General features: G+C 71.2%; 16 protein-coding genes, 2 pseudogenes and 1 riboswitch. Of the genes and pseudogenes, 10 read left to right on the top strand and 8 right to left on the bottom strand.

What is annotated here, in order from left to right:
- The first annotated feature begins 491 nt into the window (after positions 1-491).
- A complete protein-coding gene (locus ABZX40_RS16750; RefSeq protein WP_355739018.1) occupies positions 492-1,265 on the top strand; it encodes a helix-turn-helix domain-containing protein in 774 nt (257 codons plus the stop codon).
- Positions 1,266-1,364: 99 nt separating this feature from the next.
- Positions 1,365-1,811: an SsgA family sporulation/cell division regulator gene (locus ABZX40_RS16745; RefSeq protein WP_355739016.1), complete on the top strand. Its 447-nt coding sequence runs from the start codon at positions 1,365-1,367 to the stop codon at positions 1,809-1,811.
- 157 nt (positions 1,812-1,968) lie between these two features.
- Here the strand turns inward: ABZX40_RS16745 and ABZX40_RS16740 are convergent.
- Positions 1,969-3,408, bottom strand: a pseudogene (locus ABZX40_RS16740) (YibE/F family protein); the annotation flags it as partial.
- 905 nt (positions 3,409-4,313) lie between these two features.
- Positions 4,314-4,503: riboswitch (TPP riboswitch) on the top strand.
- On the opposite strand from ABZX40_RS16740, the gene thiC reads away from it, so the two are divergent.
- Both thiC and ABZX40_RS16730 read left to right on the top strand, forming a co-directional pair.
- The gene (thiC, locus tag ABZX40_RS16735) at positions 4,496-6,298 is read left to right on the top strand and encodes a phosphomethylpyrimidine synthase ThiC (protein ID WP_355739013.1); all 1,803 of its coding nucleotides are present in this window, start codon (positions 4,496-4,498) and stop codon (positions 6,296-6,298) included. (Overlaps the previous riboswitch by 8 nt.)
- A 179-nt stretch (positions 6,299-6,477) precedes the next feature.
- Positions 6,478-7,926 (top strand): VWA domain-containing protein, encoded by a 1,449-nt coding sequence (locus ABZX40_RS16730; RefSeq protein WP_355739011.1) that lies wholly within the window; start codon positions 6,478-6,480, stop codon positions 7,924-7,926.
- Positions 7,927-8,154: 228 nt separating this feature from the next.
- On the opposite strand, the gene ABZX40_RS16725 is transcribed toward ABZX40_RS16730, so the two are convergent.
- The 3 genes from ABZX40_RS16725 to ABZX40_RS16715 form a co-directional block, all read right to left on the bottom strand.
- Positions 8,155-9,027, bottom strand: a complete 873-nt coding sequence (locus ABZX40_RS16725; protein WP_355739009.1) for a hypothetical protein — start codon at positions 9,025-9,027, stop codon at positions 8,155-8,157.
- Between the two features lie 202 nt (positions 9,028-9,229).
- Positions 9,230-10,348: a metallophosphoesterase family protein gene (locus ABZX40_RS16720; protein ID WP_355739006.1), complete on the bottom strand. Its 1,119-nt coding sequence runs from the start codon at positions 10,346-10,348 to the stop codon at positions 9,230-9,232.
- A 527-nt stretch (positions 10,349-10,875) separates the two neighbouring features.
- Complete coding sequence (locus tag ABZX40_RS16715) at positions 10,876-11,988, bottom strand: LacI family DNA-binding transcriptional regulator (RefSeq protein WP_355739003.1); 1,113 nt, start codon at positions 11,986-11,988, stop codon at positions 10,876-10,878.
- A gap of 494 nt (positions 11,989-12,482) precedes the next feature.
- Here ABZX40_RS16715 and hisC point away from each other — a divergent pair, with 494 nt between their 5' ends.
- The 6 genes from hisC (at position 12,483) to ABZX40_RS16685 (ending at position 23,455) form a co-directional block, all read left to right on the top strand.
- Positions 12,483-13,562, top strand: a complete 1,080-nt coding sequence (hisC, locus tag ABZX40_RS16710; RefSeq protein WP_355739001.1) for a histidinol-phosphate transaminase — start codon at positions 12,483-12,485, stop codon at positions 13,560-13,562.
- Between the two features lie 323 nt (positions 13,563-13,885).
- On the top strand, positions 13,886-15,391 hold the full coding sequence (locus ABZX40_RS16705) for a cytochrome ubiquinol oxidase subunit I (protein WP_355738998.1): 1,506 nt from the start codon (positions 13,886-13,888) through the stop codon (positions 15,389-15,391).
- 20 nt (positions 15,392-15,411) lie between these two features.
- A complete protein-coding gene (gene cydB, locus ABZX40_RS16700; protein WP_355738995.1) occupies positions 15,412-16,416 on the top strand; it encodes a cytochrome d ubiquinol oxidase subunit II in 1,005 nt (334 codons plus the stop codon).
- A gap of 197 nt (positions 16,417-16,613) precedes the next feature.
- Positions 16,614-20,177 carry a thiol reductant ABC exporter subunit CydD gene (cydD, locus tag ABZX40_RS16695; protein ID WP_355738992.1) on the top strand — a complete coding sequence of 1,188 codons (3,564 nt, stop codon included), beginning with the start codon at positions 16,614-16,616 and terminating at the stop codon, positions 20,175-20,177.
- 261 nt (positions 20,178-20,438) lie between these two features.
- Positions 20,439-22,037 carry a GAF domain-containing protein gene (locus ABZX40_RS16690; protein WP_355739282.1) on the top strand — a complete coding sequence of 533 codons (1,599 nt, stop codon included), beginning with the start codon at positions 20,439-20,441 and terminating at the stop codon, positions 22,035-22,037.
- Between the two features lie 377 nt (positions 22,038-22,414).
- The gene (locus tag ABZX40_RS16685) at positions 22,415-23,455 is read left to right on the top strand and encodes a M23 family metallopeptidase (RefSeq protein WP_355738990.1); all 1,041 of its coding nucleotides are present in this window, start codon (positions 22,415-22,417) and stop codon (positions 23,453-23,455) included.
- A gap of 111 nt (positions 23,456-23,566) precedes the next feature.
- On the opposite strand, the gene ABZX40_RS16680 is transcribed toward ABZX40_RS16685, so the two are convergent.
- The 4 genes and pseudogenes from ABZX40_RS16680 to ABZX40_RS16665 all read right to left on the bottom strand — a co-directional run.
- Positions 23,567-24,457, bottom strand: coding sequence for a Cof-type HAD-IIB family hydrolase (locus ABZX40_RS16680; RefSeq protein WP_355738988.1), 891 nt, complete (start codon positions 24,455-24,457; stop codon positions 23,567-23,569).
- Between the two features lie 200 nt (positions 24,458-24,657).
- Positions 24,658-25,560, bottom strand: coding sequence for an LLM class flavin-dependent oxidoreductase (locus ABZX40_RS16675; RefSeq protein ID WP_355738985.1), 903 nt, complete (start codon positions 25,558-25,560; stop codon positions 24,658-24,660).
- Positions 25,561-25,623: 63 nt separating this feature from the next.
- On the bottom strand, positions 25,624-26,082 hold the full coding sequence (locus tag ABZX40_RS16670) for a hypothetical protein (protein ID WP_355738982.1): 459 nt from the start codon (positions 26,080-26,082) through the stop codon (positions 25,624-25,626).
- A 324-nt stretch (positions 26,083-26,406) separates the two neighbouring features.
- Positions 26,407-26,922, bottom strand: a pseudogene (locus ABZX40_RS16665) (RNA 2'-phosphotransferase); the annotation flags it as partial.
- Positions 26,923-26,948: the final 26 nt, after the last annotated feature.

The following is a 26,948-nucleotide window of genomic DNA, read 5'->3' as shown; positions in this document are numbered from 1 at the left end:
CGGTAGACACCACCCCCGCAGGCATGGGCGCACTCCCCGCGCCCCGCACCCCCATCACACCGGTCCGGGCCGTCCCCGCACCGGCGCTGCGCGTACGACCCCCCGAGCAGCCCGCCCCGTCCAGCCCCCGCCCACTGCGACCCGGCGGTCTGACACCCCCGGTGCGCCAGCCGCAGCGCCAGCCCCAGCGGCCACCGGCGGACCCGGCGAACGGCGGCCCCCAGCCGCTCCCGTACACCCAGCCGAACTCACCACCGCAGACGTACACGCAGAATCGGCCGCAGGTACCCGCACCGGCACGGACTCCAGCACGCACTTCGGCACGGACTCCGGCACCAGTGCGGCAATCGGTACCGGTGCGGACTCCGGCAGCAGTGCGGCCATCGGTGCCGGTGCGGACACCCGTTCGGGCACGGCGGCAACTCCTCACCCCCACACCCACCCCCACATCCTCCCCGCAGACACCAGAGCCCCGGCGGCCGTCGCCATCGTTGTCGCCTCCGCCGCCGTCGTCATCTCCATCGACCCTCATCGGGTCCGTGCAGCGGGCGATGCGTCTCCTGGAGTGCGTGGCCGGGCATGAGCATGGCGCCCCGGCCAAGCGACTCGCCCGTGAGACCGGGCTCGCCCTGCCCACCGCGTACCACCTGCTGCGGACGCTGGCGCACGAGGGATATCTGCGGCGCGACAAGGGCCTGTTCTTCCTCGGCGAGGCCGCGGAGCGGCTCAGCGGCAGCGCGGCCCGGCAGAAACGTCGCAGCACCATGGCCGACGCCCTCGCGCAGTGGCGGGATTCCATCGGTGCGCCCGTGTACTACGCCATGTACCGGGAGGGCGAGATCGAGATCAACTGTGTCTCCGACAGTCCCGGCTACCCGGCGGTGCAGGAGTGGGCCGGCTTCCGTGAGACCGGTCATGCCCACGCGATCGGTCAGTGTCTGCTCTCCCAGCTCGACGAGGACACCCGCCGCGACCATCTCGACCGCTACCCGGTGCGGAGCATCACCCCGTACACCGTGCGTGACGAGAACGCCCTGCTGCGCCGCCTGGAACGGACGGGACGCATGGAACCGGTCGTGGAGCGGCAGGAATACGCGTTGGGGGTGGTGTGCGCCGCGATCCCGATCACGGTGGGCACCACGGCGGCGACCATCGCGATCTCCCTGCCCGTCCAGCAGGCCGACCGGCTGCTGCCCGCCACCCGTCAACTCCAGGGCGAGATCGGTCGCCTGCTGGGGTCACTCGCCTTCTCTATCAGTATCTGAAAACTCACTCCTTGTGATCTGCTGTGTACGTTCAGCAAGATGCCAAGAAATGTCGGGGTTCATTCCCGGCCAGTCCACCGGTACATGACGGGGTAGGCGATGCGCGAGTCCGCACAGACCGTTCAGGCAGAGGTCATGATGAACTTCCTCGTCTCCGAGGAACTGTCCTTCCGCATTCCGGTGGAGCTGCGCTACGAGGCCACCGATCCCTATGCCGTACGGCTGACCTTCCATCTGCCCGGGGATGCCCCGGTGACCTGGGCCTTTGGCCGCGAGCTACTGGTCGATGGCATGGCCGGCCCGTGCGGTGAGGGCGATGTGCATGTCGCCCCGGCCGAGGCGGACACCCTCGGCGAGACCCTGATCCGGCTTCAGGTCGGCAGCGACCAGGCCCTGTTCCGCTCCTCGGCGGCGCCGCTGGTGGCGTTCCTCGACCGTACGGACAAGCTCGTGCCGCTGGGCCAGGAGGGTGCGCTCGCCGATTTCGACGCGCATCTCGACCAGGCCCTCGACCGCATCCTCGCGGAGGAGCAGAGCGCGGGCTGAGCCATACGGCGACGGGGGTGGCGGAACGCTTCCTCAGCCGCCGGATGCGGGTCCGGGTGGAACCGGGGTGGGGTGAGGGTGACGGTGAGCTGGGGTTCGGGGGGTACGCAGGAACGGTTCTCCGAGGTGCTCTTGGAGGCAGCTCGGAGAAGCTTGCTCACCGCTTCCGCCGACGCCCCCGTCCGCTGCGGCCGAGCGCGGCAGCCGGGCGGTTGCCGGCCGGGGCCGCTCCCTCTCCCGCCGGGCCCGTCGTCAACCCCGCCGATCCCGCAGGCCCGGCGGGCGCCGCCTGTCCCACCGGCAGCCGACCCGGCGCCGGACGGTCGGCGGAGACGACCAGGGCGGCGAGGGCCGTGGTCACCGGCACCGAGGCGACCAGCCCGATCGAACCGACCAGGGTCCGGACGATCTCCTGGGCCACCAGCTCACTGTTGGCGACCGTCCCCACACTGCTCTGCGCGATCGAGAAGAGCAGCAGCAGGGGGAGCGCGGCACCCGCGTAGGCGAGGACGAGGGTGTTGACGACGGAGGCGATGTGGTCGCGGCCGATGCGGATACCCGCCCGGTACAGCCCGCGCCAGCCCATCGTGGGATTGGCCTCGTGCAGTTCCCAGACGGCGGAGGTCTGGGTGACCGTCACATCGTCGAGCACACCGAGCGAACCGATGATGATGCCGGCCAGCAGCAGACCGCTCATGTCGATCGTCGGATAGAGACCGTGGATCAGACCGGTGTTGTCGTCCGTGTTCCCGGTCAGCGCCGCCCAGTCGATGAACACCGAGCCGAGCACACCGATCAGCAACAGCGAGATCAGGGTGCCGAGCACCGCGACCGAGGTTCTCGCCGACAGCCCATGGCACAGATACAGCGCGATCAGCATGATCGCGCTCGCCCCGACCACGGCGACGACCAGCGGGTTCGAGCCCTGGAGGATGGCGGGCAGGATGAAGAAGTTGAGAATCAGGAAGCTGATGGTCAGCGCGACCAGCGCCATCACACCGCGCAGCCGTCCGACGAGCACCACGGCCAGCGCGAAGATCCCGGCGAGCACCGCCATCGGGACCCGCCGGTTGATGTCCGCCACCGAGTACTGGAGATCCTCGGGCGCGGACGGCTCGTACGCGACCACGACCTTCTGGCCCTGCTCCAGCTGACGTGACTGGTCGGGCTGGACGATCTCGGTGAATGTACGGCCCTTGTCGTCGCCGGTGTCGACCCGGATCGTCGCGCGCTTGCAGGTGCCGTTCGCCTGCTGGACGGCGGAGGAGCCCTCGGCGGTGGAGGTGTCGCCGGTCGGGGTGCCGCCGGAGCCGTTCACCGTGGCGCAGTCCACCTGGTCGACCTGGGTGACCGTGGCCTCCTGGGTCTGCCGGTCGAACCCGACGCCGGTCCGCTCGTGCGCCGGGGCACCCCCGGGCCACAGCACCGCGAGCCCGACCAGCACCGCGACACCGAACGGTACGAGGATCGCGGCGATGATCTTCCGCAGATGAGCGGAGACGGGGGTGGCGGGGCCGTGACTGTGGCTGTGAGAGTGACCGTGCCCACCGCCGGATGCATCGCCGGATCCGCCTCCATGCGTGCCTCCGCCCGCGCCACCCTGACCGGGCCCGTCGCCGTGACTGTGCGGGTCACCCTGACCGTCGTCTCCGTGACTGTGACGGTGACCGTGGCCATGACCGCCGGACCCGTCATCGGCGCCTTGCCCGGCACCGGGGTTCGGCCCGTAGGACCCTTGGGTGGGCCCCGGCCCGAAGCCCTGCCCCTGGGGCCCGCCGAAGTCCTGCGGCCGGGGCGGAGGCCCACCGAAGCCCGCCCCTGGCCCGCCGGGCCACCCTTGCTCGCCCGGCCCAGTCATCCGCCCCTCACGCCCAGGCATCTGCCCACCGGGCGGGTGCACTTGCCCACTCGGCCGGGGAACCTGCCCACCAGACGACCTCCCGGCCGAACCGGCTCCGCCGAACCCCCCGGGCCCACCGAACCCGCCCCGCCCACCGGGCCCCTCGGGACTTCCCGACCGATCCCCTGGCCCCCCTGACCGACCCCCAGGACCCGCGAACCCACCCCCAGCCCCACCCCCACCCGGCACAGCACCAGACGCACCCCCCTGAGCCCGCGCCCCAAGCCGACGCACGGAACCAGTCTCATAGTCCGGCCCGGAGCCCGCCCCAGAGCCTGCACCGGACCCACCCCCAGACCTCTCAACGGACCCTGATCCCAGCGCTGATCCCAGCCCCGAGCCGGCCCCCGTCCCCAGCCCCGATCCGGCCCCCGCCTCCACCCCCGAGCCAGAACCGGCCAAGTGATCGGACGGCCCGGACGGCGAGGACGGCCCGGACGGACCAGCCGACCCGGACAGACCGGCCGACCCGGACGGAGGACCATGCGGTGGCCCGGACGGAGGGACGAGAGGATCCTGCGGTGTGGTCACCGACCGATCATCGCAAGAACGGCAGGGGCCCTCTGTTCACCGCGCCCGAATTGACGCTAGCGTGGAGGCACCTTTGTACACGCGGGAGCTCGGAGCACCGGGCTGAGAGGGCGCTGACCTTCGTCTTCGCGATGTTTCACGTGGAACATCAGCCACCATGAGTGATGAATCCCATGGAACACCGGCAGACGGACATCGCTGCGTCGACCGCTGAACCTGTTACCGGGTAATGCCGGCGTAGGGAGTAGGTCTCATGACCATCAAGGACACAAGCACGCCTGCCTCCCCGCAGACCCCAAGCTCCAGCGGGGTCTCCGAGGGCGGAGAGGCCGGGAAGTCCGTCGGCTGGCACAAGGCGTATGTCGAGGGCAGCCGCCCCGACCTGCGGGTGCCGGTCCGCCAGGTGCACCTCACCAACGGGCGGTCGGTCACGCTGTACGACACATCGGGCCCGTACACCGATCCGCTCGCCGAGACCGATGTCCGCCGGGGACTGGCTCCGCTGCGGGAGAACTGGATCATCGCCCGCGGGGACACCGAGGAGTACGCGGGCCGTCCCGTCCGCCCCGAGGACGACGGGGTCAAGCACACCTCGCCGCGCGGCGGGCTGCGCAATCTGGACGCGGTCTTCCCCGGCCGCCCCCGTCAGCCGCGCCGTAGCCGTGACGGCGCCGCGGTGACTCAACTCGCCTATGCCCGCCGGGGCGAGATCACCCCCGAGATGGAGTTCGTGGCGATCCGGGAGAACGTGGCGCCCGAGGTCGTCCGCGAGGAGATCGCGGCGGGCCGGGCCGTGCTGCCCGCCAATGTCAATCACCCGGAGATCGAGCCGATGATCATCGGCAAACGGTTCCTGGTGAAGGTCAACGCCAATATCGGCAACTCGGCGGTGACCTCCTCCATCGAGGAGGAGGTGGAGAAGATGACCTGGGCGACCCGCTGGGGCGCCGACACGGTCATGGACCTGTCCACCGGCCGCAATATCCACACCACCCGGGAGTGGGTGCTGCGCAACTCCCCCGTCCCCATCGGCACCGTCCCGCTCTACCAGGCCCTGGAGAAGGTCGACGGCCGGGCGGAGGAGCTGACCTGGGAGGTCTACAAGGACACGGTCATCGAACAGGCCGAGCAGGGCGTGGACTACATGACCGTCCACGCGGGCGTCCGGCTGCCGTACGTACCGCTCACCGCCAACCGCAAGACCGGGATCGTCTCGCGCGGCGGCTCGATCATGGCGGCCTGGTGCCTGGCCCACCACAGGGAATCGTTCCTCTACGAGAACTTCGAGGAACTCTGCGAGATCCTCGCCGCCTATGACATCACCTACTCACTCGGTGACGGTCTGCGGCCGGGCTCCATCGCGGACGCCAACGACGAGGCGCAGTTCGCGGAGTTGCGCACGCTCGGGGAACTCAACCGGATCGCTAAGCGTTTCAATGTACAGACCATGATCGAAGGCCCGGGGCATGTCCCGATGCACAAGATCAAGGAGAACATCGACCTTCAGCAGGAGATCTGTGATGAAGCTCCGTTCTATACGCTCGGCCCGCTGACGACGGACGTCGCCCCGGCGTACGACCACATCACCTCCGGCATCGGTGCCGCGATGATCGCCTGGTGGGGCACGGCCATGCTCTGCTACGTCACCCCCAAGGAACATCTGGGCCTGCCCAACCGTGACGACGTCAAGACCGGCGTCATCACCTACAAGATCGCCGCCCACGCCGCCGACCTCGCCAAGGGACACCCCGGTGCCCAGGACTGGGACGATGCGCTGTCCGACGCCCGTTTCGAGTTCCGCTGGGAGGACCAGTTCAATCTGGCCCTCGACCCGGACACGGCCCGGGAGTTCCACGACGAGACCCTCCCGGCGGAGCCCGCCAAGACGGCCCACTTCTGCTCCATGTGCGGCCCGAAATTCTGCTCGATGAAGATCTCCCAGGACATCCGCCGACAGCACGGCGGGTCGAAGGCGGAGATCGAGGAAGGCATGGCCCAGAAGTCGAAGGAGTTCGCGGCGGCGGGCAACCGGGTGTATCTGCCCCTCGCCGACTGAGTCACCAGGGCCGGGGCCAGCCGGTCGACCGAGTCGCCGGGGAGCGGGTACTGGCTACTGGGGACGGGGAATGGGGACCGGAGTCGACTTGCCGACTGGCCGGGTCCGGTGTCCCCTCCTGCCGCAGAGGTTGCGGGAGAGGGGACGCCAGGGGCCCGGGCGGTCGGCAGACTGGGGGAATGACATCGAGTTCTCTGAGCAAGGGCGCCAACCTTCCGGTCGACTCCGCCCAGGTGTGGGTCGAGCTGTGCTGGACCGGAGGGCCCGGAGTGCCGGACGTCGACGCCTCCGCACTGCTGCTCACCGCTGCGGGGCGGGTGCGTGGTGACGCCGACTTCGTGTTCTACAACCAGCCGCATCACGCCTCCGGGGCCGTCACCCACCAGGGAAAGCAGCAGACGGGGGCGGGGTCGACGGACACGGTCGGGGTGAACCTCGGCGCGCTGGAGCCGGACATCGAGCGGATCGTGCTGTGCGCCTCGGCGGACGGCGGGACGTTCGGCCAGGTGCCGGGGCTGACCCTGCGGCTCCTGGACGCCGGGACCTCGTCGGAGCTGGCCCGGTTCGAGATGGCGGCGACGACCGAGACCGCGTTCATCGGGGGTGAGCTGTACCGGCGGCAGGGAAAGTGGAAGTTCCGTGCCGTGGGCCAGGGCTATGCCTCCGGGCTCGCGGGACTTGCGACGGACTTCGGCATCAGTGTCGACGAGCCGGAGAGCGCCCCGCAGACCCCGGCTCCCACCTCCACACCCACGCCCACCCCGGCGGCACGGGTGCCAGCCCCGGCCACTCCGCCCGCACCCCCGATACCCCAGGCGGCTCCCACCCAGCCCGCGCCCGGCCCGTCAGGGGCCTCCGGTCCCCGCCTCACCAAGGGCGAGGAGCAGCTGCCCGTGGACATGCGCAAGCGGCTGTCCCTGCGCAAGGAGCAGGTGGCGGTCAGTCTGCGCAAGCACGGCGCGGAGGGCGTCGTCGCACGGGTGATCCTCGTGCTCGACGCCTCGGGGTCGATGTCGCCGTTGTATACGCGCGGGGTGGTCGCCGATGTCGTGGAGCGAATGGCGGCGGTGGCGGCGCAACTGGACGACGACGGGGAGATGCAGGCATGGACGTTCGCGTCGAACCCCGCGCGGCTGCCCGATCTGCGGCTGGGGGAGCTGCCCGAGTGGCTGCGCCTGCATGTCCGGGTCGGACAGCTGAGCCTCTTCGGCCGCAAGAAGCCGCAGCGCGGGCTCCAGCCGGGGCAGGTGGACATGCGGGCGGTGGGTATCCAGAACGAGGAACAGAAGGTGATCGCCGAGGTACGCGACTACGTGAGAGGGCATCCCGCCGCGGCACCCACGCTGGTGCTGTTCTTCTCCGACGGCGGGGTCTATCGCAACGACCAGATCGAGAGGGAGCTGCGGGAGGCGGTGGAGGAGCCGGTCTTCTGGCAGTTCGTGGGACTGGGGAAGGCCAACTACGGGGTGCTGGAGCGGTTCGACACGCTGCCCGGCCGCCGGGTCGACAACGTCGGCTTCTTCGCCGTGGACGACATCAGCTCGGTCCCCGACGCGGAGCTGTACGACCGGTTGCTGTCGGAGTTCCCGAACTGGATCACGGCCGCGCGCCGCGCGGGGATCCTCTGACACTGGCGGGATCCCTGGCCCACGACACCACCACCAAGGCAGCCCACCCACCCAACCACCACCAAAACAGCCCACACACCCACCCACCCACCACACGCACACGCCCCCGCCACGGCACGCCGTGAGGACCGTCACCGGTCGGTGCCTGCCCGCCCCCGTCGGCGGGTGTACCGGCTCGGTTCCGGTCCGGCGGCGTCCGTGCGGGAGCGCAAGGGACGCGGGGCGGGACTACTCCGGCTTGTGCTCCGGCCCCCCGAAGTCCGGGCTGGTGTAGTCCGGACTGCTGAACCTCGGGCGGGAGCCCGAGGAGCCGTCGCCGGGGCTGGTGAAGCCGGGGCGGTCGTAGCCCAGGTGCGGCATCCGGCCGCTCGGTGCGGACGGCGCCGTACTGTGCAGGGCGGCCGGGCCGGGAGCGGTGGCGAGCGCATCGCGCAGGAACGGCATGATGCCGCGCTCCAGCAGCGCATCGCGCCAGGCTTCCCTGGCCTGTGCCACCTCCCCTCCCGGTTCGCCGTAGGGACCGCTCTCCCTCGACGGCCGGTTGCGTAGCGCGGTGATCAGCAGTCCGACGGCGGCGATCAGGATCGCCACGGCGGTCACCCCGCCGAAGACCCAGCCCGTGGTGAGCAGGGTCTCGCCGAACGTCAGATCGGGCGCGACCATTCTGAGGAGATATCCGACCAGCAGAAAGATCGCCGCGGCCGTACCGGCGAGGACGGGAGCCAGCACCGCGACGACGGCGACGACACCGGCGCCGGCGGTCTCTCCGACCTCCCCCATGGTGGCGGCGAGCCCCACCGGACCCGACCCCGGACCCGACTCATGGGAGCCGGAGTCATGCAGGGGTGACGGGCCGGACGGCGCCGGATGGCGCACTTCCTCGCGGACCTTCACATAGTGCTGGTACTCGATCGCCGCGGCGGTCGTTATCTGGGCCGTGGCGTTGAGTGCCATGGTGCGCAGTTGTTCCGGGTTGAGCCGCTGGCCGACCGATGCCAGCTCCGGACGGTGTGGTGCGGAGCGCAGCGCCTCATCGAGGATCCGCTCGTACTCTTGGCGGTCCTCGCTCAGCAGGTGCTGCGGAACGCTGTTCATGTGCATCCCCCGATGCTCCGTAGGGCTTGGGGCTCGCATGCGGACGAGCCGTCGGGCAGAAACGGAGGGGAGCCTGCTACGGATAAGCCGATGGTAGAGCGGCGACGGCACACGGTGACAGGGGGTTTACCGAAATTGCCCAGTGTTCCGCGCGGTCGTACGCCGTTCCGGTGGGACGGTTGGGAGGGGTCGCCTGCCCGGAAAAACGTCAGCCATGCAGGGGAAGTTGCTGCACCAGCAGCTTTCCGGCCATGGTGACTCCGCCGTCCATGGCGATGGCGAGGCCACCGGCGTAGAGATGCGGTCCCTCGACCGCGGGCCGGGACTCGTCCTCACCCTCCTCGGAACCCACTTCGCCCAGCAGATACGGAATCGGGCTGTGGCCATGAACGATCCGGGTGCCGCCGTACGTATCGAGCAGGGATCGTACGGCGTCGGCGCCGCCCTCGTCGCGGAAGGAGAAGCGCTTGGTGAACTTGCGGAAGAGGTCCCAGACTTCGTCCGGATCGTTGCGGGTGAGGGTCTCGCGGACGGTGTCGTTGACTTCTTCGATGGACCGGCCGTAGTCGAGATAAGCGGTGGTGTCCGAGTGGACGAGGAGATGGTCGTCGATCTCCTCCATGGCGTCGAGCCGGGCCATCCACTGGAGATGGTGGTCCTGGAGGCGGTCCATGTCGACCTTCTGGCCGCCGTTGAGCAGCCAGGCGGCCTGGAAGGTGGCGGTCCCGGCGCCGGAGTTGACCGGGGTGTCGCCGAACCGCTTGGCGCCGATGAGCAGCAGTTCGTGATTGCCCATCAGCGCCTTGCAGTAGCCGCCGGCGGCGGCGGCCTCGGCGGACAGCCGCATCACCAGATCGATGACACCGATGCCATCGGGGCCGCGGTCGGTGAAATCGCCGAGGAACCACAGCCGGGCGGTGCCCGCGCACCACTGTCCGGCGTCGTCGATCAGACCCTGCTCATGGAGCGCGGCGACGAGTTCATCGAGGTAGCCGTGCACATCACCGACGACATACAGCGGGCCGGACCCGGCGTCGGGATGCTCGGCGGCGGCGGTCTCGGCGGCCGGGGTGACGGTCACCTGAAGAGTGTCCCCGCGGTTGATCACCGGCAGGTCGCGCTGGGTCGGCGTATAGCCCTCGGGCTCGTCGAGGGGCTGCGCGGCCGGAGTGGAAACGGCCGGCGCCGGGGCCTCGGCGGGGTGCGCGCCGGGGGCGTACGGGCCGGCCTCATGGACGTACGCGGGCACCCGGAAGTCGCGCAACGTCGCCGTCCGCTCCACCTCGGGTCCCTGACCGGCCCCCTGAGTCATCGACCCCTCCACCATCGCCGCCGCTGCACCGCATCGGACTGCCTGGTCGCAGCGGCCCGCGGTGTCGTGGGCCCATCATAGGAATGCGGATCGTGCCATGTGATGACCCAGGGGTGGTGAATCGGAGCAAGACTCCTGTTCACCGCGGCTTTCGCCCCGATTGGGTCGGGCTTTGCCCTCCCTCCGCCGGGTGGGACGGCCCCTTGACGGGACGGTTCCAGTTCCACTGGGCGGCCACCACGCGACCGCGCGCGCATCGCCGACCGGCACGCCCTTCCCGGAACGCCCTGGGGCCGGGCGACACCCTGGGGGCCGAGCACCGCACGCCCGGCGACGCCGATGTCGACGCCGACTGCCGCACCCTCGCCCCTGCCCCTGCCCCCGCCGATGCCGACTGCCGCACTCCGCAGACGCCCGCTCCCGCCCCCGTCGGCCCCTCGGTACAGCGCCGCGAGGCGCCCGGCGCGGGACACGCCGAGGGCGGGACCCCGGCGACCGCCGCTGTCCCGCCCTCGTGCCCGGCCCGGTGCCACGCCGCGGCGCTACCGGTTCTCCGGTGACCTCGGCGGGCTGACCGTGGTGCGCGGCGACCGCCGCTGGGACGACGTCCGCACGATCAGTTCCGTCGGTATCACCTGCTCGACCGGGTGGTCGGTGTCGACGCCCTCGATGGCGTCGATGAGGAGCTGGACGACGGCCGTGCCGATGCGGCGCGGCTTCAGGGAGAGCGTGGTGATGGGCGGCTCGGTGTTGGCGTACACCGTGGATTCGCTACAGCACACCAGTAGCAGATCGTCCGGGACCCGCAGTCCATAGCGGCGGGCGGCGGCCAGCAGATCGGTGCCGTTGGGGTCGAAGAGTCCGTACACCGCGTCCGGGCGGTCCGGGCGGGCGAGCAGACGATCGGCGGCGACGGCGCCCGCGCACGGGTCGTGGGCGGGGTACGCCTCGTACACCGGATCCTGGCCCACGCGTTCGCACCAGTGAAGGTATGCGGTGGTGGAGAGATGGGTGTAGGTGTCGGTCGTGGTGCCGGTCAGCAGGCCGATCCTGCGGGCTCCGGCGTCGGCGAGATGGTCGAGGATGCCGAGTACGGCGGCCTCGTGGTCGTTGTCCACCCACGCGGTGACCGGCAGCGCCCCGGCCGGGCGGCCGTCGGAGACGACGGGTAATCCCTGCCGTACCAGTTCGCTGACCACCGGGTCCTGGTCGGACGGGTCGATGACGACCGTGCCGTCCAGGGCGACGTTGGACCAGACGTCGTGGCGTGAGGTCGCCGGGAGGATGACGAGGGCGTAGCCGCGGGCGAGCGCGGCGGAGGTGGCGGCTCTGGCCATCTCGGCGAAGTACGCGAACTCGGTGAAGGTGAAAGGTTCATCCCCGTACGTCGTCACGGTCAGGCCGATCAGTCCCGACTTGCCGGTACGGAGGGTTCGGGCCGCCGCCGAAGGGCGATATCCGAGCCGGTCGGCGACCTCACGAACGTGGCGTCGGGTGGCATCGGGGAGTCTGCCCTTGCCGTTCAGGGCATCGGAGACGGTCGTGATGGACACTCCGGCGGCGGCGGCCACGTCTCTGATGCCCGCTCGGCTCGGCCGGCTGCCTCGACGTGAGGTTTCCGCGCGGCTCACCTGGTGCTTCCCTGCTGCTGTCATGGCGAGCCGATAGTAGGGCTCAGGCGGCGGGGTAGGGCGGGCGCATATGCACCCGTTGACAGGCACGTTTCTGCATGGTCTCACGGGATGAAATGCCTTGGAATGTAAGGGACTTGGCGGCGTTTAGTGCAGTACGTGACTTGTCGGCGAGCACCCGCCTGCCAAGTGCCCGATGTTTCGAAGAGGTCTCAACTCACCTTCACGGGGGATGCGCGCCACGGCGCGAGCCACCGGCGCATAGATATATGTGAGGCGCCCCCTGCATTCGTACAGGTTCGTGCGGTGATGCCCCTGATGCCCGTGAGGAGGGTGGGACTCGTTGGAACGGTGGGGGGAGGGGTGGTGAACTCTGGGGGTGGGGGTTCCTTGGAGCCCGTTCCCGGAAAGCCGCCTCTCCGCCGACCGCTACGCAGCGCGGCCGAATCCTCCTAAGGTATGCAGTATTGGATGCCGGGGGCAGCGATGGGCCGCCGGTGGTCGCGAGGAGGACTGCGGTGACCGAGACGAGCCCCAGGCTGCGCGCCGTGCTGGAGGGGATCCCCACCTACAAGCCGGGCAAGCCGGCCGCCTCCGGGGGGCCGGAGGCGTACAAGCTGTCCTCCAACGAGAACCCCTACCCCCCGCTGCCCGGGGTGCTGGAGCGGGTCTCGGCCGCCGTCTCGTCCTTCAACCGCTACCCCGACATGGCCTGCACCGGGCTGATGAACGAGTTGTCGGACCGGTTCGGGGTGCCGCTCACGCATCTCGCCACCGGCACCGGCTCGGTCGGTGTCGCCCAGCAGCTCATCCAGGCCACCGCCGGCCCCGGCGACGAGGTGCTCTACGCCTGGCGGTCCTTCGAGGCGTACCCGATCATCACGCAGATCAGCGGGGCCCGGTCGGTGCAGGTGCCGCTGACCGGCGGCGAGGTGCACGATCTGGACGCCATGGCCGACGCGATCACCGAGCGGACCCGGCTGATCTTCGTCTGCAACCCCAACAACCCCACCGGCACCGTCGTGCGGCGGCCCGAGCTGGAGCGGTTCCTGGACCGGGTGCCCGGCGATGTCCTGGTGGTGCTGGACGAGGCGTATCGGGAGTTCATCCGGGACCCCGAGGTGCCCGACGGCATCGAGCTGTACCGGAACCGGCCGAACGTCTGCGTGCTGCGGACCTTCTCCAAGGCGTACGGCCTGGCCGGGCTGCGGGTCGGTTTCGCCGTGGCGCACGAGCCGGTGGCGGCGGCGCTGCGCAAGACGGCGGTGCCGTTCGGGGTGAGCCAGCTCGCGCAGGAAGCGGCGATCGCCTCGCTGCGGGCGGAGGACGAGTTGCTCGGGCGGGTCGGTTCGCTGGTGTGCGAGCGCACCCGGGTGGCCGACGCGCTGCGCGCCATGGGCTGGACGGTGCCGGACACGCAGGCCAATTTCGTCTGGCTGCGGCTGGGGGAGCGTACGACCGCGTTCGCCCAGGCGTGTGAGCGTGCGGGGGCCGTGGTGCGGCCGTTCGCGGGCGAGGGGGTCCGGGTGACGATCGGCGAGACCGAGGGGAACGACATCTTCCTGCGGGCGGCGGAGGGGTTCCGCAAGGAGCTGTAGCGCTCCGCTGGTCTGCTGGGGGGCACGGCTCGTAGAGGGCACAGGTCGTAGAGGGCACGGCGTGTCGGGGGCGCCGTGCCCTTTCGTATGGCCTTGGTCGGTTTCGTATGCCGCGATCAGTTCTGGATCACCAGCCCCATCCGACTGACCGGATCACCACCCCCATCCAAGATGGGGACCCCCTGTCAAGAGTCGAAAATCGGTACGTCATAATGGCTTGTGAATGTGAACGCGTTCACAAGCGTGTCCCGGTTGCTCCCTGGTTGGGTGTGACATAAGGGGCAAACTGCCACTGTGTCCACGGCTGTAAGGAGACTGACGACGTGGAAATGGCTTTGGCGCCAGAGACCCTGGCGCGTTGGCAGTTCGGCATCACGACCGTCTACCACTTCCTGTTCGTCCCCCTGACGATCTCGCTGGCCGCTCTCACGGCCGGACTCCAGACCGCCTGGGTGCGCACGGAGAAGGAGAAGTACCTCAGAGCCACCAAGTTCTGGGGCAAGCTCTTTCTGATCAATATCGCGATGGGCGTGGTCACCGGCATCGTCCAGGAGTTCCAGTTCGGTATGAACTGGTCCGACTACTCCCGGTTCGTCGGTGACATCTTCGGCGCCCCGCTCGCCTTCGAGGCGTTGATCGCCTTCTTCTTCGAGTCGACCTTCATCGGGCTGTGGATCTTCGGCTGGGACAAGCTGCCGAAGAAGATCCATCTGGCCTGTATCTGGATGGTGTCGATCGGCACGATCCTGTCGGCGTACTTCATCCTCGCGGCCAACTCCTGGATGCAGCACCCGGTCGGCTACAAGATCAACGGAGAGCGCGGCCGGGCCGAGCTGACGGACTTCTGGCTGGTACTGACCCAGAACACCGCGCTGGCCCAGGCGTTCCACACGCTCTCGGCGGCCTTCCTCACCGGCGGCGCGTTCATGGTCGGTATCGCGGCCTTCCATCTGGTGCGCAAGCGGCACATCGGCGAGATGCGGACCTCGCTGCGGCTCGGCCTGGTGACCGTGGCCATCGGCGGACTGTTCACCGCGATCAGCGGCGACACCCTCGGCAAGATCATGTACGAGCAGCAGCCGATGAAGATGGCCGCCGCCGAGGCCCTCTGGGACGGCGAGGCGCCGGCGCCCTTCTCGGTCTTCGCCTACGGCGATGTCGACGAGGGCCACAACAAGGTCGCCATAGAGATCCCCGGCCTGCTGTCCTTCCTGGCCCACAACGACTTCAGCTCGTTCGTCCCCGGCATCAACGATGTCAACAAGGCCGAGCAGGAGAAGTACGGACCCGGTGACTACCGGCCCAACATCCCGGTCGCCTACTGGGGCTTCCGCTGGATGATCGGCTTCGGGATGACCTCCCTGGCCATCGGACTCCTCGGGCTGTGGCTGACCCGCAAGAAGTTCCTGCTCTCCCGGCAGTACCGGACCGGCGAGGACGAGGTGCCGAACCTCGTGCTGCTGCGCAAGCCCCTGGGCGACCGGGTCGGCAGGTGGTACTGGCGGATCGCGATCTGGACCCTGGCCTTCCCGCTGATCGCCAACTCCTGGGGCTGGATCTTCACCGAGATGGGCCGCCAGCCCTGGGTCGTCTACGGGCTCTTCCAGACCCGGGACGCGGTCTCCCCCGGTGTCTCCCAGGGCGAGGTCCTCACCTCGATGATCGTCTTCACCTCGCTGTACGCGATCCTCGCCGTGATCGAGGTCAAGCTGCTCGCCAAGTACATCAAGGCCGGGCCGCCCGAGCTGACCGAGGCCGATCTCAACCCGCCCACGAAGATCGGCGGCGACTCCCGTGACGCCGACAAGCCGATGGCCTTCTCCTACTAGGCCGAGGGAGCTGCACAGTCATGGAACTGCACGACGTCTGGTTCGTCCTGATCGCCGTCCTGTGGATCGGCTACTTCTTCCTGGAGGGCTTCGACTTCGGGGTCGGGGTGCTCACCAAGCTGCTGGCCCGCAACCGGCCCGAGAAGCGGGTGCTGATCAACACGATCGGCCCGGTCTGGGACGGCAACGAGGTGTGGCTGCTCAGCGCGGGCGGCGCGACCTTCGCCGCCTTCCCCGAGTGGTACGCCACGCTCTTCTCCGGCTTCTATCTGCCGCTGCTGATCATCCTCGTCTCGCTGATCGTGCGGGGGGTGGCCTTCGAGTACCGGGCCAAGCGGCCCGAGGAGAAGTGGCAGCGCAACTGGGAGAACGCGATCTTCTGGTGCTCGCTGATCCCCGCCTTCCTCTGGGGCGTCGCCTTCGGCAACATCGTGCGCGGAGTGAAGATCGACCAGGACTTCGAGTACGTGGGCAATGTCTGGGATCTGCTCAACCCGTACGCCCTGCTGGGCGGGGTGGTGACGCTGACCCTGTTCACCTTCCACGGGGCGGTGTTCACGGCGCTGAAGACGGTCGGTGACATCCGGGAGCGGGCGCGCAGGCTGGCCCTGTGGGTCGGTCTGCTCACCGCCGTGGCAGCGCTGGCGTTCCTGCTCTGGACGCAGGTCCGGGACGGCAACGGCTGGAGCCTGATCGCCCTGGTCGTGGCGGTGGTGGGGCTGGTCGCGGCGCTCGGGGCCAACCAGGTGGGGCGCGAGGGCTGGTCGTTCGCCTTCTCGGGGGTGACCATCGTCGCCGCCGTGGCGATGCTGTTCCTCTCGCTCTTCCCGGATGTCATGCCGTCCTCGCTCAACGCGGACTGGAGCCTCACGGTCTCCAACGCCTCGTCGAGTCCCTACACCCTGAAGATCATGACCTGGTGCGCGGCGATCGCCACTCCGATCGTGCTGCTGTACCAGTCCTGGACCTACTGGGTGTTCCGCAAGCGGATCGGTACGCAGCACATTGCTGACCCTGTGCACTGAGTCCGGCCGCTTGTGCTGGAGTCCGGCATCGGGCACTGAGTCGGGCATTGGGCACTGTGTCCGGCATCGGGGGGTGTTTCACGTGAAACATCCCCCGAGTCACCCCCCTCCGAGTCACCCCCTGAGTCACCCCTCTGACTCCCCCCTGATCACCCCGTTCCCGTTGTCATCGGATCGGACCGAAGGGCCTGTTTCACGTGAAACCAATCGATCCCCGCTTGTTGCGCTACGCCCGAGCCACCCGGCTCTTCCTGGTGGCGGTCGTCGGTCTCGGTGTCCTCGGGGCCGGTCTGGTGATCGCCCAGGCCATGCTGATCGCCGAGGTGGTGGTCGGCGCCTTCCAGGGCGGGCTGCCGGTCGCCGAACTGCGTACTCCCCTGCTGTTGCTGGTGGCCGTCGCGGTCGGGCGGGCGCTGGTGTCCTGGCTCACCGAACTCGCCGCACACCGGGCCGGCGCGGCCGTGAAGTCGGAGCTGCGGGGCAGGCTGCTGGAGCGGGCCGCCGCGCTCGGCCCCGGCTGGCTGAGCGGACAGCGCACCGGCTCGCTGGTCGCCCTCGCCACCCGGGGCATCGACGCCCTGGACGACTACTTCGCCCGCTATCTGCCGCAGCTGGGGCTCGCGGTGGTCGTTCCCGTGGCGGTGCTGGCGCGGATCGTCACCGAGGACTGGGTGTCCGCCGCGATCATCGTCGCCACCCTGCCCCTGATCCCGGTCTTCATGGTGCTGATCGGCTGGGCCACCCAGAACCGGATGGACCGTCAGTGGCGGCTGCTGTCCCGGCTGTCGGGGCACTTCCTGGATGTGGTGGCGGGGCTGCCGACGCTCAAGGTCTTCGGCCGGGCCAAGGCGCAGGCCGAGTCGATCAGGCGGATCACCGGCGAGTACCGGCAGGCGACCATGCGGACGCTGCGGATCGCCTTCATCTCCTCCTTCGCGCTGGAACTGCTCGCCACCATCTCGGTCGCGCTGGTCGCGGTCACCATCGGGATGCAGCTGGTGCACGGTGAATCCGATCTCTACACCGGCCTGGTGATCCTGATCCTGGCGCCGGAGGCGTATCTGCCGCTGCGGCAGGTGGGCGCGCAGTACCACGCGGCGGCCGAGGGGCTGGCGGCGGCCGAGGAGATCTTCGAGGTGCTGGAGACACCGGTGCCGGAGCCGGGTACGGGGGCTGTCCCGGAGGGTGCGGTGGCCTTCGAGTCGGTGACCGTCCGCTACCCCGGCCGGGGCGCCGACGCCGTGTCCGAGGTGTCGCTCACCGTGGCACCCGGCGAGACGGTCGCGCTGGTCGGGCCCAGCGGCACCGGCAAGTCCACGCTGCTGAACGTGCTGCTCGGGTTCGTCCGGCCGAGCGCGGGCCGGGTGCGGGTCGGCGGTACCGACCTGGCCGATCTCGACCCGGAGCAATGGCGGTCCCGGATCGCCTGGGTGCCGCAGCGCCCGCATCTGTACGCGGCGAGCATCGCCGAGAACGTCCGCCTCGCCCGCCCCGACGCCGATGACACCGCCGTACGGCGGGCGCTCGCGGACGCGGGGGCGCTGGAGTTCGTGGACGCGCTGCCCGAAGGCGCCGGGACGGTGCTCGGCGAGGACGGGGCCGGGCTGTCGGCGGGGCAGCGGCAGCGGCTCGCGCTGGCCCGCGCGTTCCTCGCCGACCGGCCCGTCCTGCTGCTGGACGAGCCGACGGCCGCGCTGGACGGGGAGACCGAGGCCGAGGTCGTCCGGGCGGTGGGGCGGCTGGCGACCGGGCGGACCGTGCTGCTGGTGGTGCACCGTCCGGCGCTGCTGGCGGTGGCGGACCGGGTGGTGCGGCTGACGGAGGCGGCGTCGGGGAGCGGGAGCGGGGCGCTGCTGGAAGCTGGGGGCGGGGTGGCTCGGCCCGCCGCCCTGGAACCGGTCGAGGAGGCCGACGAGATCGAGGCGTGGCCGTTCGACGGGGTGCCCGGTGCCGCCGTGGTCCGGCGTCCCGAGGACGAGGCCGCCGAGGTGCCCCGGCCGGGCCGGACGGGGCATGTGCTGGCGCGGGTGCGGGCCATGTCCGGCGCCCGGCGCGGCCGGCTCGGGCTGGCGCTGCTGCTGGGGAGCCTCGCGCTCGGCAGCGCGGTCGGGCTGATGGCCACCTCCGGCTGGCTGATCTCCCGCGCCTCGCAGCAGCCGCCGGTGCTGTATCTGATGGTGGCCGTCACGGCAACCCGGACCTTCGGCATCGGCCGCGCGGTCTTCCGCTACGCAGAGCGGCTGGTGTCGCACGACGCCGTGCTCAGGATGCTCGCCGACACCCGCGTCGCCGTCTACCGGCGTCTTGAGCGGCTGGCGCCCGCCGGGCTGCGCCGGACCCGCCGGGGCGATCTGCTGTCCCGGCTGGTCTCCGATGTGGACGCGCTCCAGGACTACTGGCTGCGCTGGCTGCTGCCGGCCGGTGCGGCGGTGGCGGTCTCGGCCGCGTCCGTCGGCTTCACGGCCTGGCTGCTGCCCGAGGCGGGCGCGGTGCTCGCGGTGGGGCTGCTGCTGGCCGGTGCCGGGGTGCCGCTGATCGCCGGGGCCGTGTCCCGGCGCGCGGAACGCCGGATGGCCCCCGCCCGGGGCGAACTGGCCACCCGGGTCACCGATCTGCTCACCGGCACCGCCGAACTCACCGTCGCGGGCGCCCTGCCCGCCCGTACCGCGAAGACGAGGGAGGCGGACGCGGTGCTCACCCGGATCACCTCGCGGGCCGCCACCGCGACCGCCCTCGGCGACGGACTGACCGCGCTGATCACCGGCCTCACCGTCGCCGGGGCCGCGCTGGTCGGCGTCCAGGCGGTGGCCGCCGGGCGGCTGGACGGGCTGCTGCTGGCCGTGGTCGTGCTGACCCCGCTCGCCGCCTTCGAGGCGGTGCTCGGCATGCCGATCGCGGTCCGCTTCCGGCAACGCGTCCACAAGAGCGCCGAGCGGGTGTACGAGGTGCTGGACGCGCCGGAGCCGGTACGGGAGCCGGAGCGGCCCCGGCAGGCACCCGCCTCGCCGTTCCCGGTCGTCCTCAAGGGGCTCACCGCCCGGTACGCCGGGCAGGACCGGGACGCGCTCGCCGGGGTCGACCTCACCCTCGGCGAGGGCCGCCGGATCGCGGTCGTCGGCGCGTCCGGCGCGGGCAAGTCCACGCTGGCGCAGGTGCTGCTGCGGTTCCTGGACGCGGATGCGGGCGCGTACACGCTGGCCGGGGTGGACGCGTACGCCCTCGACGGGGACGACGTACGGGCGCTGGTCGGGCTGTGCGCTCAGGACGCGCACCTCTTCGACAGTTCCGTCCGGGAGAATCTGCTGCTGGCGCGGCGGGACGCGACCGAGGCGGAACTGCGGGACGCGCTGGGCCGGGCCCGGCTGCTGGAGTGGGCCGAGGGGCTGCCGGACGGGCTGGACACGCTGGTCGGGGAGCACGGGGCGCGGCTCTCGGGCGGCCAGCGGCAGCGGCTCGCGCTGGCCCGGGCGCTGCTCGCCGGATTCCCGGTGCTGGTCCTGGACGAACCGGCCGAGCATCTCGATCTGCCGACCGCCGACGCGCTCACCGCGGATCTGCTGGCCGCGACGGAGGGCCGGACGACCCTGCTGATCACCCATCGGCTGGCCGGACTGGACGCCGTGGACGAGGTCGTCGTCCTGGACGCGGGACGGGTGGTGCAGCGGGGGACGTACGCGGAGCTGGTGGCGGTGGAGGGGCCGCTGCGGGAGCTGGCGGCGCGGGAGGCGGAGACGGAGGGGCTGGTGGGGGCGGGGGCGTAGGTGTGGGTGTGGGCATCGGGATGGGGCCTGGGGATGGGCCTGGGCGTGGGCGTAGGCATCGGCCTGGGCGGGGTGTCCATGAGTGAGGGCCGGTAGGCGTTCGGTGGCTTTCCGGTCCTCCCGCTTTCCATGGCAAATGGGACTAATTACCCTCAGGGCATGGCAGCTGTCGTCCCGTCCTCCGGCTCCCCCGAGCCCCTCGCCCCCGGTGAGGGGCTCCCCAGCAGGCCGGGTGGACGGGTCGCGCGGCTGCTGGAGGCGATGCGGGCGGTCGGCAGCGGCCTGGAACTGCACTCCACGCTGGACCGCATCTGCGAGACCGCGGCCTCCCTGACCGACGCCCGCTACGCCGCGATCGGCGTGGTCGCCGAGGACCGGGACGGCCTGGCCGACTTCGTCTACCACGGCATCGACGCGGAGACGGCCCGCCGGATCGGCCGTCTGCCGGACGGGCACCGGGGGCTGCTCGGGGCGCTCATCCACGACCCGGGACCGGTACTGCTGGACGATCTGAGCGGCGACCCGCGCGCCTGCGGCTTTCCCGCGCACCACCCGGCGATGCGCAGCTTCCTGGGCGTCCCGATCCGGGTGCAGGGCGAGATCTTCGGCAATCTCTATCTCTCCGAGAAGCGCGGCGGGGGCCCGTTCGGGACCGATGACCTGGGCATGGTGCGGGTGCTGGCCACCGAGGCGGGCATCGCGATCGGCAACGCCCGGCTCTACGAGGCCGCCAAGCAGCGCGAACGGTGGATCGACGGGTCGGTCGCCGTCACCACCGCGCTGCTGTCCGGGCAGGACGCGGACGACGCCCTCCAGGTCGTCGCCGAGCAGGCCCGGCGCCTGTCCGGGTCGGCCGCCGGGTTCGTACTGCTGCCCGCCGACGAGGGCGGGCTGGAGATCGTCGCCGTGGCCGCCGCCGACCGGTCCGCCGGGGCCCTCGGGCGGGTCATCCCGCCGGACAGCCGGATCGTCGCCGAACTCCTCGTCGGACAGGCCGTGTTCCTGGAGGACGCCGCCACCGACCACCGGATGGTCACCGACCTCGCCCAGCTGTACGGGCCGACGATGATGCTGCCGTTGCAGAGCGACGGCCGGGTCCTCGGCACCCTGGTGCTGCCCCGGGCGCGCGGCGAACGCCCCTTCACCGAGGCCGAACGCACCCTGGCGATCCAGTTCGCCTCCCAGGCGGCGCTGGCGCTGATGATGGCGGAGGCCCAGCGGGACCGGGAGCGGCTCGCGGTCTACGAGGACCGCGACCGGATCGCCCGTGACCTGCACGATCTCGTCATCCAGCGGCTGTTCGCGACCGGCATGATGCTGGAGAGCGCGCAGCGCCGCTCGGTGGTGCCCGAGGTGCGGGATGGGGTGGGCCGGGCGGTGGACGAACTCGATGTCACCATCCAGGAGATCCGCACCGCGATCTTCGCGCTCCAGCAGGGTCCGGCCGAGGTGCCGTCCGGGCTGCGCACCCGGGTGCTGCGGGAGGTCAGCACGGCCGCGGTGCCGCTCGGCTTCAAGCCCGCGCACCGGTTCATCGGCCCGCTGGACACCCTGGTCGGCGAGCCGACCGGCAAGAACCTGATCGCCGCGCTGCGCGAGGCGCTCTCCAACGCCTTCCGGCACGCCGGTGCCTCACGGATCGAGGTGGTGGTCGACGCAACGGTACGGCTCCCGGACGGCCGGGAGGGCGTCCGCCTCACCGTCGCCGACGACGGGGTCGGCATCCGCGAGGGCGGCCGGCGCAGCGGACTGCGCAACCTCAGGCTCCGCGCGGAGTCCCTGGGCGGCGACAGCTGGTACGGGCCGGGCATCGGACCGGAGGGGGGCGGGGCGACGGTGGTGTGGGAGGCGCCGTATTGAACGCCGGGGTGTGGTGAACGCCGGGGTGTATTGAACGCTGGGGCGGGTGGGGTGGTGGGCGCTGGGGTGGGGTGGGGTGGTGGATGTCCGGCCGGGTGGGGCTGGTGGACGCTGGGTCGGGCGGGGCGGGGCGGGGTGGTGGATGCCGGGCCGGGGCGGGCCGGGTGATGGACGTCGGCCGTGGGAGGGCGCTGGATGCCGTATCTGGGCCGGGTCAGGTGGTGGACGACGTGGTGTCGGGCCGTGGTGCCGGGCCGTGGGCCGGACGCTGAGCCGCGCACCCGTCGCCGTCCGTTTCCACCCGTCCGCAGCAACCCGTCCCCCGGCCGTACGACGTGAACGCGCCCGCTCCCGTCCCGCGGGCCACGATCGCTGACATGCGCTCACTTCGCCGTCGTCCCCTGCTCGTCACGGTGCTGTTCTGCGCCGCGGCCGTGCTCGCGGCCCGCCCGACCGGTCCTTCGGCGGGCGGGGACGGCTCGGTCGCGGCACAGGTGGCCCGGCTCTACGCGGACGCGGCGACGGCCAGTCGGCAGTACGAGGAGGGTCGGCAAGAGGCGGAACGCCAGCGGGCCGAGGTCCGGCGGCTGGAGGGGCTGCTCGGCGAGCGGCGGCAGGAGATCGTCGTCCTCCACGAAGACCTCGGCCGGATCGCGCGCGCCCAGTACCGCGACGGCGGGGGGCTGCCGCTGGCCGCGCGGATCGTCCTGGCCCACAGCCCCGAGGAACTGATGCGCCGACAGCATGCCCTCGCGCAGACGAACACGGCCGTCGGGCAGGCCGTAGACAAGAGCGTGCGCGCGGAGAAGCTGCTCGCGGCCGACGAGGCGAGGGCGGCGGCTGCCTGGCGGGACCTCCAGGAGCACACCGCCGAACTGGCCGAGTTGAAGCAGCGCATCGAGGCCAAGCTGGAGCGGGCCCGGGGGCGGTTGCAGGGCGAGGCCGACGCGTCTGCCGCGGCGGGCAGTTGCCGGGGCGCGGTTCGGCTGGACCAGACGCCGGAGGGGTTCACGGCGGGCTGGGTGACGCCGGTGGAGGGGTATGAACTCTCCGCCGGGTTCGGCAGCGGCGGGGTGCGCTGGGCCGACCGGCACACCGGGCAGGACTTCGCGGTGCCGATCGGTACGCCGGTGCGGGCGGTCGGGGCGGGGCGGGTCGTCCGGGTGAGCTGCGGCGGGGCCTTCGGCATCCAACTCGTGCTCCAGCATCCGGGCGGGTCCTACACGCAGTACGCCCATCTCGCGTCGGTGGCCGTGGACCAGGGGGAGCGGGTGGCGGGCGGCCAGTGGATCGGCCAGTCCGGCACGACCGGCAACTCCACCGGCCCCCATCTGCACTTCGAGGTACGGGTCACCCCGGAACCGGGGTCGGGGGTGGATCCGGTGGAGTGGCTGCGGGGGAGGGGGGTGGGGGTGTGAGCCGGGCGGCGGCGCGGGGCGGCGGCGGGTGGGCGTGAGCCGAGAGGGAGGTCCGGGCGCCGGACCGCGTCGGACTGCGCCGGACCGCGTCGGACCGCGTCGGCTGCCCCGCTATCCCACCCGCTCCCTCAGCATCCGTTCGATCACCACGGCCACCCCGTCCTCGTTGTTGGCGACCGTGCGCCCCGAGGCCGCGGCGATCACATCCGGGTGGGCATTGCCCATGGCGTACGACCGGCCCGCCCAGGTCAGCATCTCGACATCGTTGGGCATGTCACCGAAGGCCACGACCTCCTCGGGCGAGATCCCGCGCTCGGCGCAGCACAGGGCGAGCGTGCTGGCCTTGGAGACTCCGGGCCCGCTGATCTCCAGCAGCGCGCTGGGGCTGGACCGGGTGACATTGGCGCGGTCGCCGAGGGCGGTCCGGGCGAGGGTGAGGAAGGCGTCGGGGTCGAGCGTGGGATGGTGGGCGAGGATCTTCAGCACCGGCTCGCCCGCACCCGGAGTGTCCCCGCGCAGGAGTTCCTCGGCCGGCGCCAGCACATCCGGTATCTCCATGTGCAGCTTGGGATAGTCCGGCTCCTGGTTGAAGCCGTACGTCTGCTCCACCGCGTACACCGTGCCGGGCGCCGCGTCCCGCAGCAGCCGTACGGCGTCCAGCGCGTTGTCCCGGGCCAGGTCGCGCACCTTGACGAAGCGGTGGGCGCCGGGGCCACCGTGCAGATCGACGACGGCGGCGCCGTTGCCGCAGATGGCGAGGCCGTGCCCGTGGACATGGTCGCTGACGACATCCATCCAGCGGGCCGGGCGGCCGGTGACGAAGAAGACCTCGATGCCCGCCTCCTCGGCCGCCGCGAGGGCGGCGACGGTACGCGGGGAGACCGACTTGTCGTCGCGCAGCAGGGTGCCGTCGAGGTCGGTGGCGATGAGTCGGGGCGGCGCGGCGGCGGCCGGGATGTCGGGCTGTCGAGTCGCTGAGGTCACCGGGTCATTGTCGCGCATATGCCAGTACGACTGGGTGGGGGTACGTGGGTGGGTGGGGGCGGGGGGCGGGGTGGGGGCGAGGTGTGGCTGGTGGGTTGCGGGGCGCCCTGTGCCGAGGATCGTCCGCCCTGTCCCCAGAACCGTGCGGACCCGACTTCCAGGACTGTCCCCCCGGGCTCCCGGGCTCCCGCTCCCAACCCCCCGGAGAGTCCCCCCACCTACCCCAACTGCGCCACCCCCTCCATCGCGATCTGCTCGAAGATCTTCTGGTCCGCCGCGAAGTCCGAGTCCGGGATCGGCCAGTGGACGACGATCTCGGTGAAGCCGATCTCGCGGTGGCGTCCGGCGAAGTCCACGAACGCGTCCAGCGACTCCAGGGGCCGGGACCGGTCCGGGGTGAACCCGGTGAGCAGGATCTTGTCCAGGGCGTTCACCTCCCGGCCCAGTTCGGCGCAGGCGTCGGCGAGTCGCTCGGCCTGGCCGCGCAGGGCACGGACCGACTGCTCGGGGGTGCCGGTCTCGTAGAGCTGGGGGTCGCCCGTGGTGACCCACGCCTGGCCGTGGCGGGCGGCGAGGCGCAGTCCGCGCGGTCCGGTCGCGGCGACGGCGAACGGCAGCCGGGGCCGCTGCACACACCCTGGGATGTTGCGGGCCTCGTGCGCCGAGTAGTAGTTGCCCTCGTACGACACGGCGTCCTCCGTGAGCAGCCGGTCGAGCAGCGGGACGAACTCGCCGAACCGGTCGGCGCGCTCCCGGGGCGTCCAGGGCTCCTGGCCCAGCGCGGTGGCGTCGAAGCCGGTGCCTCCGGCGCCGATCCCGAGGGTGAACCGGCCGCCGGAGAGGTCGTCGAGCGAGATCAGCTCCTTGGCGAGGGTCACCGGGTGGCGGAAGTTCGGCGAGGTGACCAGCGTGCCCAGACGCATCCGCTCGGTGACGGTCGCGGCGGCCGTCAGTGTCGGGACGGCCCCGAACCACGGGCCGTCGCGGAAGTTGCGCCACGACAGATGGTCGTAGGTGTACCCGGTGTGGAACCCGAGCTGCTCGGCCCGCTCCCAAGCTTCCCGACCCCCCTCCTGCCAGCGGCGATGCGGAAGGATCACGGTGCTCAGGCGCAGGTTCATGGATCCGAGCCTAAGCCTGCCGCGCCTGTTTCACGTGAAACAGTCACCTCACCCCATCTCACCTCACCGCACCTGCCCACTAAGCCACGGTGTGAGGCTGATCATCGTGATCAGCTCCTTGTAGGTCCGGTCGCCGGGCAGCGGCACGATCAGGCGGAAGCCGGCCGGGAAGAAGCGGCCCTTGACATAGGCCAGGCCGCCGAAGACCGAGCGGAGGAAGTCGGGCACCTCGTCGCGGGGGATGTCGTGGAACTCCACGCCGTCGACCTTGATCAGCGCGTCGTCCTCCGGAAAGAGCCGGACATCCACCACGGGGGAGCCGCCGAACTCGACGTAGGCCTCGTGCGGCAGCGAACCGTCCGGGTCGGTGGTCACGCCGACGCCCGCCGCGCTGCGCCGCGAGGTCTGGTCGGCGCCGATGTCATGGCCGACGTGGATCTCCCGCCCGTACTCCTCGGCGAGGGCACGGAGGGCGGTGACGGCGGCCTCGGTGGTGGGAAGGTGCTCCATGGGCACGATCATGCGATGAAACGCCCGCCGGGCGCGAGCCTGCCTCGCCCTCGCCGGGCCGCCTGGCATGGGTGCGCTCAGGGCCCGTCGGGCCGCCTGGCGCGGGTCCGCTCAGCCCTCGTCGGGCCGCCGGGCAGGGGTCCGCCGAGCCCTTCCTCGGGCTCACACCCCGGGCCGCCGGGCGCGAGCCCGCTCAGCCCCCTCCGGCCAGCCCCCTCCGCCACCGCCCCCGCCACCGCCACCGGCGCTCCCGCCCCCGGCACCGCCCCCGCCACCGCCTCCGCCACCACCACCGGCGCCCCCGCCCCCGCCCCCGGAGAACCCCAGATACCCCGCCGGTACCCCCTTCGTCAGCCACACCCCGTTCGCGCTGACCTGGAACACATGGCCGTCCCGGTGCATCGCGCCGGAGTCGACGGTGAGTACCACCGGGCGTCCGCGGCGGGCGCCGACGCGGGTCGCGGTCTCCCGGTCGGCGGAGAGATGCACATCGTGCCGGTTCATCGGCCGGAGGCCCTCCGCGCGGATCGCGTCGAGATACCGGGCGACCGTGCCGTGGTAGAGGTACGCCGGTGGGGTGGCCGGGGCGAGGCCGAGGTCCACGTCGATGCTGTGGCCCTGGCTGGCGCGGATCCGGGTGCCGTCGACCGCGAACCGTTTCTTGTCGTTCGTGGCGACCACCTGGTCCAGTTCCTCGCGGGTGAACCGGAAGCCGTGGGCCGTCGCCGCGGCGATGAGGGTGTCGATCTCGACCCAGCCGCCCGCGTCCGGCTCCAGCCCGATCCGCTCGGGCTGATGGCGAAGGTGCTTGGAGAGGTACTTCGACACCTTCACGGTACGTCGTTCGTCCATCCCGTCAGGGTGCCGGGCGAGACCTG

The organism is Streptomyces sp. NPDC004610, assembly GCF_040609715.1.
Lineage (GTDB): Bacteria > Actinomycetota > Actinomycetes > Streptomycetales > Streptomycetaceae > Streptomyces.
The sequence above is the reverse complement of the archived record's forward strand: the minus strand, read 5'-3'. Positions and strand labels throughout refer to the sequence as shown.

What these genes read in the sequence shown, in the direction of transcription:
- ABZX40_RS16745 (WP_355739016.1), top strand. Translation starts at nt 1,365, where the DNA reads ATGCGCGAGTCCGCACAGACCGTTCAGGCAGAGGTCATGATGAACTTC.
- thiC (WP_355739013.1), top strand. Translation starts at nt 4,496, where the DNA reads ATGACCATCAAGGACACAAGCACGCCTGCCTCCCCGCAGACCCCAAGC.
- ABZX40_RS16730 (WP_355739011.1), top strand. Translation starts at nt 6,478, where the DNA reads ATGACATCGAGTTCTCTGAGCAAGGGCGCCAACCTTCCGGTCGACTCC.
- ABZX40_RS16725 (WP_355739009.1), bottom strand. Translation starts at nt 9,027, where the DNA reads ATGCACATGAACAGCGTTCCGCAGCACCTGCTGAGCGAGGACCGCCAA.
- ABZX40_RS16720 (WP_355739006.1), bottom strand. Translation starts at nt 10,348, where the DNA reads ATGGTGGAGGGGTCGATGACTCAGGGGGCCGGTCAGGGACCCGAGGTG.
- ABZX40_RS16715 (WP_355739003.1), bottom strand. Translation starts at nt 11,988, where the DNA reads ATGACAGCAGCAGGGAAGCACCAGGTGAGCCGCGCGGAAACCTCACGT.
- cydB (WP_355738995.1), top strand. Translation starts at nt 15,412, where the DNA reads ATGGAACTGCACGACGTCTGGTTCGTCCTGATCGCCGTCCTGTGGATC.
- ABZX40_RS16690 (WP_355739282.1), top strand. Translation starts at nt 20,439, where the DNA reads ATGCGGGCGGTCGGCAGCGGCCTGGAACTGCACTCCACGCTGGACCGC.
- ABZX40_RS16685 (WP_355738990.1), top strand. Translation starts at nt 22,415, where the DNA reads ATGCGCTCACTTCGCCGTCGTCCCCTGCTCGTCACGGTGCTGTTCTGC.
- ABZX40_RS16680 (WP_355738988.1), bottom strand. Translation starts at nt 24,457, where the DNA reads ATGCGCGACAATGACCCGGTGACCTCAGCGACTCGACAGCCCGACATC.
- ABZX40_RS16675 (WP_355738985.1), bottom strand. Translation starts at nt 25,560, where the DNA reads ATGAACCTGCGCCTGAGCACCGTGATCCTTCCGCATCGCCGCTGGCAG.
- ABZX40_RS16670 (WP_355738982.1), bottom strand. Translation starts at nt 26,082, where the DNA reads ATGATCGTGCCCATGGAGCACCTTCCCACCACCGAGGCCGCCGTCACC.